Annotated in this window: 14 protein-coding genes; 11 read left to right on the top strand and 3 right to left on the bottom strand. The window is 55.5% G+C overall.

What is annotated here, in order from left to right; all coding sequences use genetic code 11:
- The 3 genes from ACSAMP_RS08615 to ACSAMP_RS08605 are packed head-to-tail and all read right to left on the bottom strand — an operon-like array spanning position 1 to position 4,803.
- On the bottom strand, positions 1-969 hold the full coding sequence (locus tag ACSAMP_RS08615; RefSeq protein WP_227147607.1) for an aldo/keto reductase: 969 nt from the start codon (positions 967-969) through the stop codon (positions 1-3).
- 55 nt (positions 970-1,024) lie between these two features.
- Positions 1,025-2,731 (bottom strand): hydantoinase B/oxoprolinase family protein, encoded by a 1,707-nt coding sequence (locus tag ACSAMP_RS08610; RefSeq protein WP_457800169.1) that lies wholly within the window; start codon positions 2,729-2,731, stop codon positions 1,025-1,027.
- Entirely contained in the window at positions 2,728-4,803 is a 2,076-nt protein-coding gene (locus tag ACSAMP_RS08605; RefSeq protein WP_457800168.1) for a hydantoinase/oxoprolinase family protein, read from the bottom strand. Before ACSAMP_RS08605 ends, ACSAMP_RS08610 begins: the two co-directional genes overlap by 4 nt.
- Before the next feature lie 350 nt (positions 4,804-5,153).
- Between ACSAMP_RS08605 and ACSAMP_RS08600 the strand changes: the two genes are divergently transcribed.
- From ACSAMP_RS08600 to ACSAMP_RS08550, 11 genes are all read left to right on the top strand, one after another.
- The gene (locus ACSAMP_RS08600; RefSeq protein ID WP_457800167.1) at positions 5,154-6,578 is read left to right on the top strand and encodes a glycerate kinase type-2 family protein; all 1,425 of its coding nucleotides are present in this window, start codon (positions 5,154-5,156) and stop codon (positions 6,576-6,578) included.
- Complete coding sequence (gene eno / locus ACSAMP_RS08595) at positions 6,575-7,870, top strand: phosphopyruvate hydratase (protein ID WP_457800166.1); 1,296 nt, start codon at positions 6,575-6,577, stop codon at positions 7,868-7,870. The genes ACSAMP_RS08600 and eno overlap by 4 nt, the downstream gene beginning before the upstream one ends.
- 149 nt (positions 7,871-8,019) lie before the next feature.
- The gene (locus ACSAMP_RS08590) at positions 8,020-8,868 is read left to right on the top strand and encodes a MurR/RpiR family transcriptional regulator (RefSeq protein WP_457800165.1); all 849 of its coding nucleotides are present in this window, start codon (positions 8,020-8,022) and stop codon (positions 8,866-8,868) included.
- A gap of 446 nt (positions 8,869-9,314) precedes the next feature.
- Positions 9,315-9,491 carry a hypothetical protein gene (locus tag ACSAMP_RS08585; RefSeq protein ID WP_457800164.1) on the top strand — a complete coding sequence of 59 codons (177 nt, stop codon included), beginning with the start codon at positions 9,315-9,317 and terminating at the stop codon, positions 9,489-9,491.
- Positions 9,492-9,692: 201 nt separating this feature from the next.
- Positions 9,693-10,214 (top strand): hypothetical protein, encoded by a 522-nt coding sequence (locus tag ACSAMP_RS08580; RefSeq protein ID WP_457800163.1) that lies wholly within the window; start codon positions 9,693-9,695, stop codon positions 10,212-10,214.
- A gap of 4 nt (positions 10,215-10,218) precedes the next feature.
- Positions 10,219-11,505: a putative type IV secretion/conjugal transfer ATPase gene (locus tag ACSAMP_RS08575; protein WP_457800162.1), complete on the top strand. Its 1,287-nt coding sequence runs from the start codon at positions 10,219-10,221 to the stop codon at positions 11,503-11,505.
- A 666-nt stretch (positions 11,506-12,171) separates the two neighbouring features.
- On the top strand, positions 12,172-12,468 hold the full coding sequence (locus ACSAMP_RS08570) for a hypothetical protein (protein WP_321069125.1): 297 nt from the start codon (positions 12,172-12,174) through the stop codon (positions 12,466-12,468).
- The gene (locus tag ACSAMP_RS08565) at positions 12,455-12,724 is read left to right on the top strand and encodes a hypothetical protein (RefSeq protein WP_009257826.1); all 270 of its coding nucleotides are present in this window, start codon (positions 12,455-12,457) and stop codon (positions 12,722-12,724) included. The genes ACSAMP_RS08570 and ACSAMP_RS08565 overlap by 14 nt, the downstream gene beginning before the upstream one ends.
- A gap of 14 nt (positions 12,725-12,738) precedes the next feature.
- Positions 12,739-13,224, top strand: coding sequence for a Gp49 family protein (locus tag ACSAMP_RS08560; protein ID WP_457800161.1), 486 nt, complete (start codon positions 12,739-12,741; stop codon positions 13,222-13,224).
- Positions 13,225-13,239: 15 nt separating this feature from the next.
- Positions 13,240-13,557, top strand: a complete 318-nt coding sequence (locus tag ACSAMP_RS08555; protein WP_457800160.1) for a phage holin, LLH family — start codon at positions 13,240-13,242, stop codon at positions 13,555-13,557.
- Positions 13,550-14,326 (top strand): peptidoglycan recognition protein family protein, encoded by a 777-nt coding sequence (locus ACSAMP_RS08550; RefSeq protein WP_457800159.1) that lies wholly within the window; start codon positions 13,550-13,552, stop codon positions 14,324-14,326. The genes ACSAMP_RS08555 and ACSAMP_RS08550 overlap by 8 nt, the downstream gene beginning before the upstream one ends.
- Positions 14,327-14,391 lie beyond the last annotated feature (65 nt).

Below are 14,391 nucleotides of genomic sequence, written 5' to 3'. Positions count from 1 at the left end.
TCAGCTGTAAATGTGGATCTTGGAAATAGCCTCGTCCAGCGCCTGCTTCTCCTGTGCGGTCAGCTCCCACGCAGCCGCAGCGCAGTTTTCCTCTGCCTCCGCCGCATTGCCCACGCCGGTGAGGACGGTGTGGATATAATCGTGGGCGAGCGACCAGTTGATGGCCACCTGGGCGACTGTGGCCTTGTGGGCTTCGGCGATGCCGTCCATGACCTTAAGCAGTGCCTGAATCTGGGAGAAGCCGGGCTCGGTGAACATAGGGCCATAGAAGGAGGCACGCATATCGCCGTGACCGAAGGTTGGCACCTCTCTAAACTGACCGGTGAGGATTCCTCCGCCTAGGGAACCATAGCCCATGGTGCCGCAGCCCTGGCTTGCGTAGTATTTCAGAACGTCCTCCTTCGTACGGTTGACCATGTTATAGGGATACTGGACGATGTCCAGCACTCCGTCTGCCAGCAGACGGTCCGCCAGCTCGCGCTCCAGATTGGACATGCCCAGGAATCGTACCTTGCCGGCGGCTTTCAGCTCCTTCATGCAGCCGATGGTCTCCTCGATGGGAGTGCCCACCCGGTCATCCCAGTGCATCAGATACCCGTCGATGTGGTCGGTCTGAAGGCGCTTCAGGCTGGCATCAATGGATTTGAGCATGTTTTTGCGGCTGGAGTCTTTGATGGTGCCCTTGTCGCTGTCGTTTGGGTCTACAAACTCGCTGCCGAATTTAGTGATCAGGAACACCTTGTCACGGTATCCCCCCTGTAAAGCCTTTCCAAGGACCTCCTCTGAACCACCGGAGGCATAGATGGGAGCGGTGTCTACGATGTTTACGCCACAGTCGATCATAGCATGTACCGCTGCCACGGCATCTTCTTGGGTGACGGCACCAAACTGCTTGCCGCCCAGGGCCCAAGTGCCCAGGCACAAAACAGAAAGGTTCTCTCCAGTGTTGCCAAACTTCTTGTAACGCATACAAAACACTCCTCTTTCAATTATTTTTGTGTCAAATTGGAAACGTGACCCCTCATCACGTTCTCCCAAATACCTCGATCTCGTCCAGTTCCTCTTTTGTCAGGCCATAGTCGCGCATCGCGCTCTCGCATGTAATGTATCCCTCTTCCAGATCGTGGACGATCATGGCGCGATCTCGCTCCATCGGGTCGCCATAACCGCCGGCCCCTGGCATCTGGCAGCGGAGCACCCCGTTTGCTTTTAAGGTGGTCCCGGATTTTTTGGAGTCGATTACCGCCTCGTCCGGCGTGCCGGGGTAGATGGTGATGACACCGGGCAGACCGGGCTTCCCACCGAACAGTCCCCAGGGAGGTGTCTTCTGGCGGTCCGCTTTCACAGTAAACTGGCTGTCGTGCCCCAACACCCGAATGTCCTTGTACATGGACAGGCCGCCGCGGAATTTACCAGGGCCTCCGGAATCCGGGACCAAGGTGTACTGCTCCACCATATAAGGGAACTCAATCTCCATGCTCTCGATGGGGAGATTGGAGGTGTTCGTCATATGAACCTGTACGCAGCTCAGGCCGTCCTTGTTGAAACGGGCACCGGAGCCCCCTCCGAAGGTCTCCATATAGACATAATACTCATGGCTCTTGGGATCTATGCCGCCGAAGTAAATGCCGGTGATGGAGCTGTTGCTCCCTGCCATCACCCGGTGCGGTACCACCTGAGACATGGCACCGAAGACCATATCGGCCACCCTCTGGGCTGTGTCGCTGCGGCCTGCACAGGCGGCCGGCTCGGTGCAGCCCAAGATACATCCTGGCCGGGTCTTGATTTCGATGGCCCGATAGTATCCTCCGTTGGCGGGAAGCGCGGGGTCAACGATGCTCCGCACGCTGTAATAAACGGCGGCGCGGAGGGCGGACAGAGGGAGATTGATGGCACCCTTCACCTGATCGGGATTGTCTGTAAAGTCCAGGGCGATATCTTGATCTTTGACCTCTACAGTGACCGACAGCTTGATGGGACCACTGCCCACGCCGTCGGAATCAAGGTAGTCGGAGAACGTGTGAGATCCATTGGGAATCTTGGCCAAGGCCATGCGGATCTTGCGCTCGGAATAGTCCAGTAGTTCCTCCATGCATGCGGTTACGGTGGCGACACCGTAGCGGGCACACACATCCTCCATGCGCTGCACACCCTTTCGGTTGCAGGCGAACTGTGCGTTCAGATCGCCGCGGCGGATGTGGTTGACACGGCAGTTGAGCAGGATGAGATTCAGAATGTCCTCCACCAGCTCCCCCTTCTGAAAAATTTTTACCGGAGGAATGCGGATGCCCTCGGCGTAGATGGAGTCGGAGTCCGCTGCGTTGGAGCCCGGTACACGACCTCCCACGTCGTTGTGGTGCGCGATATTGGCCACATAGGCCACCACCTGTCCCTGGTAGAAGACGGGGGATGCCACGGCGATATCCGGTAGATGCGTGCCACCGCCGTTATAGGGGTCGTTGGCAATAAACATGTCGCCGGGATGGATTTGCTCTGGAGCGTAGTTCTTCTTGATCTCCCCAATCAGGCCGAGGAGGGAGCCAAGGTGCATGGGAATATGCTCCGCCTGAGCGATGGTGTGTCCTTCTGCATCAAACAATGCGCAGGAACAGTCTTTGCGCTCCTTGATATTGGTGGAGTACGCGGACTTGACCAGCACGGCACCCATCTCCTCAGCGATGGACATAAATGTGTTTCCGATGACCTCAAGCAAGATGCCGTCAATTTTCACGCCTCGTCTCCTCCTTTCTTGTCGCCGAATGCATTTACGATCAAATTGCCGTGGAGATCCACCTTGAACCAAGTGTCGGGCGGAATGACGGTGGTGGAATCCATCTGCTCCACGATACACGGCCCGTTCACGCGGGGACAGCGGCCAAATTTGCTGCGGTCATAGACGGGGCAGCGAACAATTCCGGTTTCCTCGAAGTACACGTCGCGATACTCAATCACCGCACCGGAAGGCTCCTCCATGGTTTCCGTCAGTTCGGCCAAGGTAGGCTTTTGCACCTCGCCAATGGCTTCGCTGCGGAAGTTGACGAATTGGACGGGGGCGTTGGGATTATAGTAACCGTAGTTCATTTCATGCGCCCGGAAGAAGTCCTCCTTCATCTGCACCAAGTCCGACTGGGTGATGGCACCGGAGGGGATTTCCACCTGAAGCTCGTAGTTTTGCCCCACATAGCGCATCTCGGCCACATTGTGAAACTTGCGCCGCTGCTCGGGAACATTTTCAGAGGCCAGCCATTGATTTCCTTCCTCCATCAGAGCCAAAACGGCCTGGTTGATCTGCTGCGGCGTTGCCTGATCGTAAGGAATGAGCGAGGTCTTTACATAGCATTTCTTAATGTCAGCCGTCAGCAGACCCAGTGCGCACAGTGCTCCGGGAGCGGGTGGGATCAGCACGGTGCGGATGCCCATCTCCTGAGCGAGATGGACGGCGTGAAGCGGACCTGCACCGCCGTATGCCACCAGGGCAAAATCAGAGGGGTTGTGGCCCTTTTCCACGGTGATCACTCGAATGGCGCGCGCCATGTTGGAGTTGACCACGCTGATCACGCCCTGGGCTGCCGCCTCGACGGAGAGCCCCATTGGATCCGCAATCTGCTTTTTCATGGCTGCGCGGGACAGCTGAGCATCGATTTTCAGCCGACCGCCTAACACATAATGGGGATTGATGCGTCCCAAGACCAAATTGGCATCGGTGACAACGGGCTGCTGGTTGCCCAGATTATAGGCCACCGGACCGGGGTTGGCCCCTGCGCTCTCCGGCCCCACCTTCAGCGCACCCGCATTGTCGATGTGGGCGATAGAACCGCCTCCGGCACCAACTGCATGGACATCGATCATGGGGACACCCGAGGGCAGGCCGCAGACCTTGCGCTTGGTGGTGTACTCGGCGATGCCACCCTTTACCAGCGAGACATCCGTGCTGGTCCCGCCCATATCATAGGTGATGATATCCTGGAAGCCGGCCGCCTTGGCGACATAGATGGCTCCCATAACACCGGCGCTTGGACCGGACAGAGCGGTTTGAACAGGGGTCTGAATGGTGGACGAGATAGACATTACGCCGCCGTTGGATTGGGTGATATAGGGCTCGACCTTTACGCCAATCTCGCGGATGCGTTCCTGAAGATTGTGGATGTACATCTTCATTCTGGGCCCCAGATAGGAGTTGATGACGGTGGTACTCAGACGCTCGAACTCACGAAATTCAGGGAGAATGGTGGATGAGATAGAGCAATAGACCTCGGGCCAAGTCTCCTGGATACACTGCTCCACGATCCGCTCGTTTTCGGGATTCAGGAAAGAGAAAAGGAAACACACCGCTACCGACTCTACGCCTTTCTTCTTCAGGCGGTCGAGCACCTGCATCACCTCGTCCCGGTCCACCGTGCGAAGGATAGAGCCATCGGCCATGGTGCGCTCGTCTACCTCGCAACGCAATGCGCGGCGCACAAGGGTTTCCGGCTTATCCTCCATGATGTCATACAGCGAGGGACGGACCTGACGGCCAATCTCCAGCAGATCGCGGAAGCCCTTGGTGGTGAGCAGAGCGGTTTTTGCGCCCTTTCGTTCGATGATCATGTTGGTTGCAACGGTAGTTCCGTGGCCAAAATACTCCAGCTGATCCACAGGAATCCCATAGAGCTCCAGCGTCTCTTTGGTTCCGTTTGCAATTGCTTCAGACTGGTCATGCAAGGTGGAGGACAATTTGTAGGTATAGTAGGCACCTGTTTCTGCGTTTAGCAGCGTAACATCGGTAAAGGTTCCGCCTACGTCAATACCGATCCGATACATTGACACACATCCCTTCATCTAGTTAAATCAACCCGTTAATGTCTGAATACTTCCATACACATCTGAGACTATAAACAGTATACAACGTAAAAATTGAACATGTCAATATATTTATTGCGATATGAACTAAAAATTTTAGACAAAATGACGGTCCGCTTTCTGTTGATATTGCTGTATTGAATGCTGCGTTGTACAATGTTATACTTTTTTTACCGAGCGATTTACAGAGAGGCCATTCAACTTATAAGAGAATTCTAAGCCAGCGCACTATTTCATAGGCTCGGAACCGCAAAATGTATCGGATCATACATTGTTGAACCTGGTGAGAATAGCTGTTTGGAGGTTTGTTTATGAGATGGAAAATTAAAAATCGCGAGGAACTTCTTTCTTACGGGTGTCGGCAGTCGCGAAGGGTCGTCCTTGATATTACAGACTCAGTGCTAAAGGAGCTGGATGCCTATGGCAGGATCCGCTCTATCTTAAAATGCGAGGGAAATCTGCTGAAGATCGGCGAGCGCTGCTGGGATTTGAGCAAAAAGCGGCATGTATATCTAATTGGAGCAGGAAAAGCCTGCAACGCGATGGCGATGGCTGTGGAGGATGCGCTGGGAGATCGTCTGACCGATGGGATCGCGGTGGTGAAGATATTAGAGCCGGAAGATCGGTTCGTGCGCACCAGAGTCAGGATCGGCGGACACCCCATCCCCAATCAGGACGGCTATGAGGCTTGCTTGGAAATACTGGATCTCATTGATCATGCAGCGGAGGAGGATCTGTTCCTGTGCGTGATGAGCGGAGGCTCTTCCGCTTTGATGAGTTGTCCGGTGGATGGCATCTCTTTAGAGGATGAGCAGAAGGCCACGGATATTCTGCTGAAATCTGGAGCCGCCATTTTAGAGATCAACGCGGTGCGGCGACATATTTCCCGCATGAACGGGGGGCAGATGGCGCGCCGTATCGCGGAGCGCGGAGCCGAGCTCATCGGATTCAACATCAGCGACTCCGTATCCAATCCGCCCACCCGTGACATCTCCGTCCCGTGGCAGAACTATTTCGGCACCCCGATGGGACCGGATCAGACCACGATCCAGGACGCACTAAACTGCATTCAGAAATATGATCTCTGGAAGCGGCTCCCAAGCTCGGTCATACAGTATCTTACCACCTGCGGGCCGGCGGGAGAGACACCCAAGGCGTTCCCGCAGAACACCTATTATCAGATCAATACCCTGCCGGACAGCGCAGCGGCGGCACAGCGTGCCGCCGAGAGGATGGGCCTTCCCGCGGTGATTCTTTCCACTTTTATCGACGGGGAAGCGCGTGACATGGGGACGCTTATGGCTTCCATCGCAAGAGAGATACAGTCCTACGGCCGTCCCGTTCAGGCCCCGTGTGTGATCATTTCAGCGGGAGAGTCGGTGACCACTATCCCAGAAGGCTGCGTGATCACCGGCCACGGCGGCCCCTCTCAGGAGATGACGCTGAGCTTTGCGGTGACTGCGGCCAAGGCCAAGGGAGTCTGTCTGCTCTCCATTGATACGGAGGGAACCGATGGGACTACGACATATGCCGGGGGGATCACCGATTCGAGCAGTATGGCCGATATGGAGCGGGGCGGCGTGGATGTCTATGGCGCATTGCGGGGGCATTCCAGCTGCGAGGCGCTCTCCGCCGTTGGCTGCGCGGTTTTGACCGGCAACACAGGGACGAACCTGTGCGATTTAAACATTATGTATGTGCCGGAGATAAGCGGCGGAGAGGAGAATAAAGAATGAATACGACGATCCAAAAAATCACGGCGCGTCAAGTGCTGGATTGCAAGGCCAGACCCATGGTGGAGGTGGATGTATTTACCGGCGACGGCAGCATGGGCCGCGGAGCCGCTCCGACGGGGACATCGGTGGGGGCACACGAGGCGTTTATCCTCCGGGATCATGACGCAAAGGAGTTCGATGGCCTGAGCGTCCACAAGGCTGTGCATGTTGTGGAGACAATCATTGCTCCCGCGCTGCTCGGGATGGACGCATCCGATCAGCGGGCGGTCGATACGCGTATGCTGGAGCTGGATGGGACGGAGAATAAGGAGCGCCTGGGCGGAAATTCGATCTACAGTGTCTCGATCGCCTGCCTACGGGCCGCCGCCGCATCCCACAAGGTGCCGGTATACCGCTATCTCAAGGGCGGTGCGCTGACGGGGATCCCGCTGCCCACGTTTAATGTGATCAACGGAGGGCGGTATCCGCAGCTGACGCAGCCCTTTAACGAATTTATGCTGGCACCTTGGAAGGCGGACTCGGTGGAGGAGGCCGTTGAATTGGCAGTGAAAGTGTATCAGCATCTGGAACAGGTGATCGGCCGGTATTTAGGCGGCAAGAAGCCCTTCCTGGGCGGTTCCTACGGATGGGCCGCTCCAAGTGATGATCCCGATGTCATTTTGCAGCTGATGGCACAGGCGGTGGAGGAATGCGGGTGCAGCGACAAGATGGCTTACTGCCTAGACTGCGCTTCCAGCGAAATGTATGACAAGCAGTCGGACACCTATCTCTATGCCGGACACCGGGTGTCCAGAGAGGAATTGATCGACCGCGCTGCCGAGCTGATACAGAAGTATCCCATTTTGTTTATTGAAGACCTGATGTCCGAGGACGACTGGGATGGCTTTATAAAGGCGCACCAAAGGCTGAAGGGGGTCAAGCTGATCGGGGACGATTTCATTGTCACAAATCAGAAGCGGCTTCAAAAAGCGCATGAGTGCGATGCATTGGATGGGTTCATTCTAAAACCCAACCAGGTCGGTACGATCACAGAGGCGCTGGATACCCATGCCTATGCCCAAAGCTACGGCATGATCACCATACCCTCTGGACGTTCAGGCGGCGCTGTGGGAGATATCGTGGCCGATCTGGCCCTGGCCCTGGAAGCGCCCATCTCCAAAAACGGAGCGCCGAAGTCAGGGGAGCGGCTGGACAAGATCAACTCGCTGCTTCGCGCCAGCAGCGAAAACCCCGGCAGCCATTTGCGCGATCTTACGGAGCTGTTCCACCCGGCGTATTTTCAGCACCCCTAAGACCACATATGGCCGGTGAGAAAGCTGCTGAATTTCCAAACGCTCTTGTCAAACACTAAAAACCACGGTATAATTAGGTTATCATTCCCAGTAGGGCAGCGGCCGCTTCTGGCCGAAAGATGACGCTCCAGCAGGAAGGATAGGATTCCATGAGAGAGTTTCAACAGAAAATTCAAAATGCGTATGACCATTTGACGAATACGCAGCACACCATAGCGGATTTCTTTCTGGAGCATTTAGATACGCTTCCCTTCAAAAGATTGGAGGAGCTGGCGGATCAGATCGGCGTTAGCACTACCTCTATCATCAGATTTGCCCGCAGCATTGGGTATCAAGGCTATGGGGATATGCAGCAAGATCTGCAGCAGAGCATTCTTGGAAAAGTCAGCCTGCCTGAACGGCTGAAGAGTTCCGTGCAGGCAGAAAAGGAAGACCACCTGCTTCTCCAGACATTTCAGGCGGATGTGGATAACATACAGGAGACCCTGTCCGTTTTGTCTGAGGCTGTCCTGGCCGAAGCAGTCTCCGCCATCGTTCATGCCAGAAGTGTCTATATCATTGGTACCCGCGGTAATTTTTCCGTGGCCCACTATTTAGGGTATCGCTTGGGCCAGATCAAGCCGGGCGTGCACCTGGTGGATGGCGTTTCCCTGGCCTATCCAGAGCAGGTGATCGGCATTCAGCAGGAGGATGTGTGCATCGCCTTTTTGACCCCGCGGTATTCCCGGATGACGGCCAATCTGGTTTCCTGGATCAAGCGGAAAAGTGTAAAAGTAATCCTTTTTACCAAGGCCGGAAATTCAGAGATCCATCCGTATGGAGACATCATTTTGCCTTGTCAGACGACAGGAGTGTCGTATAAGAGCTCATTGACCGCGCTATTTTGTGTCTGCAACTATCTTTTGGCGGCAGTGGCAATGCAGGATCATGATCACGCCATGGAGTCGCTGTCCGACATTGAGGAATTGTTGGGCCAGGGGTTCTTTTTGGGGATCTGAAGAATGCGTCCTGGGGAGTTCAGACGATACCCCATGGGTTCAAATGCTCATGTTTAAAATAGCGCAGATCAGTAAAACGTCAGTAAGGGGCGGCGGTAAGCAGTGCTTACCGCCGCCCCTCAGTCTGTCAAAAAACTTCAAAAGTCTCCCCGATTCGAGTATACTCGATCGTCAAAGAACCCCTGTTCTCAGCAAATGAGGACGGGGGTTTTCTTAGAATTATCGGAGAAATAGCGTAATAGGCAAGAGAAAAGGGAGCTTTTCCAGCTCCAAATTGCTAATTTTTTAAGATTCATGGCAGCATATTTCAGCTTGACCCATCTGGTAACTGCGGCCAAGCCTCGGTGGTATGCTGAATTTGAAGTCTGGGGATATTCAGATACGGCATATGCATCGGAAAACGCACATAGAATTAAGCATCAAAAGCTTCGGAAAGGAGGGCAGCCATGGAAGTATTTCTAATCTATCCAAAGTCAGAGCAAGCACAAAAGGAACTTGCCCATGAGCTTGCAAAATTTCAGGCAGAACAGGCGCTGAAATCCCTCCAGAAGCTGCCCTGCTCCACGGAGCAAAAGCTGGAGCTGGTGGATACCGCCGTGAAGCACCTGAAAGCGCAGCAATAATACATAGAAAACGAGCAGATCAGCCTCAAAAGCCGATCTGCTCGTTTTTCAGTCAGTCTTTCCCTTTTTACTGATCATTTGCGGAAATGATCGCATCTCCATATTTGATGTAATCCACTTGACTTAAATCAAGCGGGGTATCAAACAGAGAATACGACTCATTTTCTACTGTTGGAGATTCCAGCAGCGGAACTTCATACGGTGCGGGACCAGTATTCTCACCGCTATCCCGGCGTAGTCAGCTACGATAGGATATCGTACTTTGCGGCCTATTTGAAAATCGCACCGGATACGCTGCAGATGGTGGCACGCACTCTGCCTGCGGATACACAGGCGTATGTTGAGCAGATGCAGCGCTATGCGGAGAATGAGGACAATGAAGCATGTCGGGAGATGATCGAGGACAATATCCACGAGATCGGGCTCGGCATAGCCAGTAATGCCATGCGGCACCGCTTCTTTTTGGCGTTTCAGTATGAAGCAAATATGCGGGCGAAGCGAAACACTGTGCAGGCCATCGTGCAGCGGCTCAATGAAGAGGCGGACACTGCGCGACGGTATCTGGATATCTGCGAACTGGAAGTTCTGGAACCCCGTTACTGTGACAACTTCATCCTGAAGCTCCTGTACGAGATCCTGAGCAAAAAGACCAGCCAACGAGTCCGGTTGCCCGATGGTGTCTTTGATATGACTACTGCCGTACACGGCATTTACGAGGAGTGAGACTATGCAGGCTAAAAAGAAACTCAAAAAAAAGGCGGCGGTAAAATCCACCCCCGCAAAGTCGAAAAAGGAGAAGCAGGCGAAAGAAGAGCAGCAGAATGAAAAGCAGCCCTTTTTGAAGACGCTGATTTTTGGAGAAGAGAAACCCAATCTCACAGAGCTGGAAGCGGGCTCCACCACCATTCTGGATATTCTGTCTCCGACCACCGTGGACACCAAAAGCCGTGACTATATCGTAGTGGACGGTGTTTTTCATACCTACCTCTATGTCACGGGGTACGGATATACCACCACGGTTGGCTCCTGCTGGCTTGCGCCTCTGGTGGCGGCCGGAGAAGGCGTCAATATGAGCTTTCTTGTTAAGCGGCAGTCAAAAGAAAAAATCCTATCCAAAATCTCGCAAACTACCATGGTCAACCGCTCCCGTATGCGGGATGTGGGCGATACCCGCCAGGACTATGAGGAACTGGACAGCGCTATCAGCTCCGGTCTTTACCTGAAGGATGTTATGAACCGTCAGGGCGAGGATTTCTACTATATGCACACTCTGATCGAAGTGACTGCCTCCGATACTGAGACACTGGAACAGCGGGTCACGGAAGTGGAAAAGCTGTGTGTGTCCGTTGATATGATTGCGCGGCGCTGTGACTATAAAAACGAGCAGGCGTTCCTTTCTTCGCTCCCGATCCTGGCGCTTGACCCCGACATTGAGCGCAAGGCCCGGCGCAATGCCCTGACTTCGGGCGTTGCTGCGGCCTTTCCCTTTGCCTCCTACGAGCTGAGTGACCACAACGGTATCTTCCTCGGTCTGAACCTCTACAACCGATCTCCGGTCTTTCTGGATCCCTACGATGACTACAAATACACCAACGGAAACTGGTGGATCGGAGGCTCTACCGGCGCGGGCAAGACGGTGACGCTCCAGTGTCTTGGCGGCCGGCTCCGGCAGCAGGGCAAGCGGGTCATCATCATAGCTCCGAAAGAAAGACCGGGCAGCAATCCGCTGCCCGGTTTCTCTTATTTGGAGTGCCAGGTTTTCCCGGTACTCTCTTGCGTGAGTGTGAGACTGCCACCCTTCTGGGCGGAGTATGCCTCCGCAAAATCTTCAAATGTGCTGCCGGTATATCCGGCATCTGACAAATCACTCCAGAGCCTCCAGCAGGTGCTGCCATACGCCGTCGGCCCGTATTCGCGGTCCGCTTCCTCACGCTGCGCCTCTGCCTTTTCCCTCAAGAAGCTGCTGGCAGCCCCATTCTCCCGCTCACCCATGAATGTGAGCCATTCATCATAGGAGATGTCGATGCACCCCGCATCGGACAGCTTTTTCCATTCGGACCACGACGAAAATGAGGGAGCGGATGCGTTCCGCAAGCTGCTTATCTCCGCCTGGTGCTGCTTATTCTCCACTGCCAGGTCATCCCGCGCTGCCGTGAGCACGGAGACACGGTATCCAAGGATGCAGGTGCATACCACCAGCAAAGCAACGGCTATGCAAAGCGGGACCACCGGAGACCGCTTTCCCGGCTTCGGTTGTTCGGTTTCAACTCCGGGCGGGGTCTGGCCCGCCTGGATGAACGGTGTGCCGCACAACTTCTTCCCTGGCTGGGGAGAAAGGCTTTCGCAGTCACACGGCTTTCCCTCCGGGACGAGCTGCCCACACTTCGGGCAGGTGTACCATCGTTCTTTCGGTATGGCCGGACGCATTTTCCTGCGCTGGACGGCCTTGCAAGCGGCGGTAGCGACAACCAAGGCCGCGCCATACAGCAGGACCACGGGGAGGCCGCCGAGTTGTACACCGCTCATGCTTATGGCGGTTTGCACCATCGCTGCTACGGCGACGCACACGATATAGACCAAGGCTTTCATAGGTGGACCCTCTCTTTCAAATTTTTATCTGCTTCGGGGCGAAAAGGACGTGGGGCTTTGATATGCTCAATGGGAAAGGCAGGTGATACCAATGGAGTGGAACATCATTGTGGGACTGGTATGCACGGTGCTGGGCGCTGTCATCAGTTATGCCACCTTCTCCCGAAACAAGGGGAAAGACGACAGGAGCAGCGGCCAACAGCTCGGCACCGTTTTGACAGAGCTGGGGTACATCAAGTCCAACACGGACGAGATCAAGACGGAACAGCGAGAGCAGCGCAAGACCAACACAGCGGTGGAGGGCCGTCTGGCTGCCGTGGAGGCCAGCGCCAAGTCCGCACACCACCGCATTGACCATCTGGAGGCGGTACGAGATGAAGAACATTAAGACAACCACGCGGCGGCTGTTCGTGACAACGCAGATCGCCGCGCTGGGGTGGGTCACGATGTCCTACCTCATCGCCCTGTACGCCACGGTGCGCCTGGGCCAAGTGTTCCCGGTGGTGGACCTGTCCGAGCAGGCCATCGAGACCATCCTGGGCGTGAACGTCCTCAAGGTGGTGGAGAACATCTTCGAGCACAACGACGGGGCGGTGTTCGGCAAGAGCAACGCACCGGAGAAGAAAATCAAACGAGATTGCTAAAGGAGGAAATCGAAATGAAAACCTATATCGGCACGAAAATCATTGAGGCGGTCCCCGCTGTTCGCAAGGGCGGCAGGGTCTACGAGGAGGGCCAGCCCACCCCCAAGAGCATGGACCCCGTGGAGGAGGGCTATAAGGTCCGCTACCCGGACGGCTACGAGAGTTTCAGCCCCAAGGCCGTGTTTGAAAAGGCATATCTGGAACTGACAACAAACCCGAACTTGCGGACCTCTAAGCCATCCATCAGCCAGGAAATGGTGGATAATTTCATCTCTGCCAAGGAGGTATCGACCCTGGGCGGCAAAGTTACCGTTGTCCGCGCCACGCTTCGGAACGGCTTCGAGCTTGTAGAAAGTAGCGCCTGCGTCAGCGCGGAGAACTATGACGAAAAGATGGGGGCAGAAATCTGCATGGAGAAGATCAAGGACAAGGTATGGTTTCTGCTGGGCTTCCTGCTCCAGACGGCAGTTCGCGGCGTGACTAAGGAAAGCGAAGATTAAAGGAGGAAGCGCATCATGGATATTACGACCATCATTGAAGCGGCGGCTGCCCTTGCGGCTGCCGTCATCACCGCCGTGGTCATTCCCTATATCAAGAGCCGGACCACGGCCCAGCAGCAGGCGGAGATCAATGCCTGGGTGAAAATCGCCGTGACGGCGGCGGAGCAAATCTACCGTGGCAGCGGGCGCGGCGAGGAGAAGAAAGCCTACGTCCTCAACTGGCTGGCGGAGCACGGCATCACCCTGGACGAGGACCGCATCGACGCGCTCATTGAGGCCGCCGTCTACGAACTCAACCACGGCGTTCTGAAAGAAGGTGCGGGCAATGAGTAACAGCCCGCTGGTCAGCTACACCAAGCTGTCCCCCAACCATTCCGGCAAGCGCAAGCACGCCATCGACACCATCTCCATCCACTGTATGGCCGGGAACCTGTCCGTTGAGCGCTGCGGCGAACTGTTCCAGAACAAGGAACGCCAGGCCAGCAGCAACTACGGCATCGGCAGCGACGGGCGCATCGGTCTGTATGTGGACGAGGCCAACCGCTCGTGGTGCACCTCCTCCGCCAGCAACGACAACCGGGCCGTCACCATCGAGGTGGCGAACACCGTTGCCAAGGACCCGTGGCCGGTCTCCGACGCGGCCTACAAGTCCCTCATTGATCTGCTGGTGGACATCTGCCAGCGCAACGGCATCCCCAGGCTGCTTTGGAAGGGCGACAAGTCCCTTATCGGGAAAGTGGACCAGCAGAACATGACCGTCCACCGCTGGTTTGCGGCGAAAGCCTGCCCTGGTGACTGGCTTTACAGCCGCCACGGCCAGATCGCCGCAGAAGTCAACAAAAGACTGGAGGCCGCAGAGGCCGGAAAGGATGAAGAAGCTATGGACACCAAACAGCTCACGAGCTGCGCCGACACCGGGGACAACCCCTCCGCCTGGGCCAAGGAGGCTACCGACTACTGCAAGCGCAAGGGTATCTTCGCCGGAGACGGTGCGGGCAACTACGGATGGCAGAAGCCCATCACCCGCGAGGCCACGGCCCAGATCATCTACAATCTGCTGGAGGCCGCCGGTATGCTGGAGAAGCTGCCGGACGTGAAGTGAGACATTCCCACTTTTTGTACCAAAACGATAAAGGTTGTAAATCTTTATTACAAAGATAGTCCTTT

Source organism: Flintibacter sp. SJQ-8, assembly GCF_054108085.1.
Note: the sequence above shows the minus strand (reverse complement) of the source record. Positions and strands in the feature narration are given on the sequence as shown.

Excerpts from the sequence above, each read along its gene's own strand:
- ACSAMP_RS08615 (WP_227147607.1), bottom strand. The coding sequence starts at position 969 with ATGCGTTACAAGAAGTTTGGCAACACTGGAGAGAACCTTTCTGTTTTG.
- ACSAMP_RS08605 (WP_457800168.1), bottom strand. The coding sequence starts at position 4,803 with ATGTATCGGATCGGTATTGACGTAGGCGGAACCTTTACCGATGTTACG.
- ACSAMP_RS08600 (WP_457800167.1), top strand. The coding sequence starts at position 5,154 with ATGAGATGGAAAATTAAAAATCGCGAGGAACTTCTTTCTTACGGGTGT.
- eno (WP_457800166.1), top strand. The coding sequence starts at position 6,575 with ATGAATACGACGATCCAAAAAATCACGGCGCGTCAAGTGCTGGATTGC.
- ACSAMP_RS08590 (WP_457800165.1), top strand. The coding sequence starts at position 8,020 with ATGAGAGAGTTTCAACAGAAAATTCAAAATGCGTATGACCATTTGACG.
- ACSAMP_RS08585 (WP_457800164.1), top strand. The coding sequence starts at position 9,315 with ATGGAAGTATTTCTAATCTATCCAAAGTCAGAGCAAGCACAAAAGGAA.
- ACSAMP_RS08575 (WP_457800162.1), top strand. The coding sequence starts at position 10,219 with ATGCAGGCTAAAAAGAAACTCAAAAAAAAGGCGGCGGTAAAATCCACC.
- ACSAMP_RS08570 (WP_321069125.1), top strand. The coding sequence starts at position 12,172 with ATGGAGTGGAACATCATTGTGGGACTGGTATGCACGGTGCTGGGCGCT.
- ACSAMP_RS08565 (WP_009257826.1), top strand. The coding sequence starts at position 12,455 with ATGAAGAACATTAAGACAACCACGCGGCGGCTGTTCGTGACAACGCAG.
- ACSAMP_RS08560 (WP_457800161.1), top strand. The coding sequence starts at position 12,739 with ATGAAAACCTATATCGGCACGAAAATCATTGAGGCGGTCCCCGCTGTT.
- ACSAMP_RS08555 (WP_457800160.1), top strand. The coding sequence starts at position 13,240 with ATGGATATTACGACCATCATTGAAGCGGCGGCTGCCCTTGCGGCTGCC.
- ACSAMP_RS08550 (WP_457800159.1), top strand. The coding sequence starts at position 13,550 with ATGAGTAACAGCCCGCTGGTCAGCTACACCAAGCTGTCCCCCAACCAT.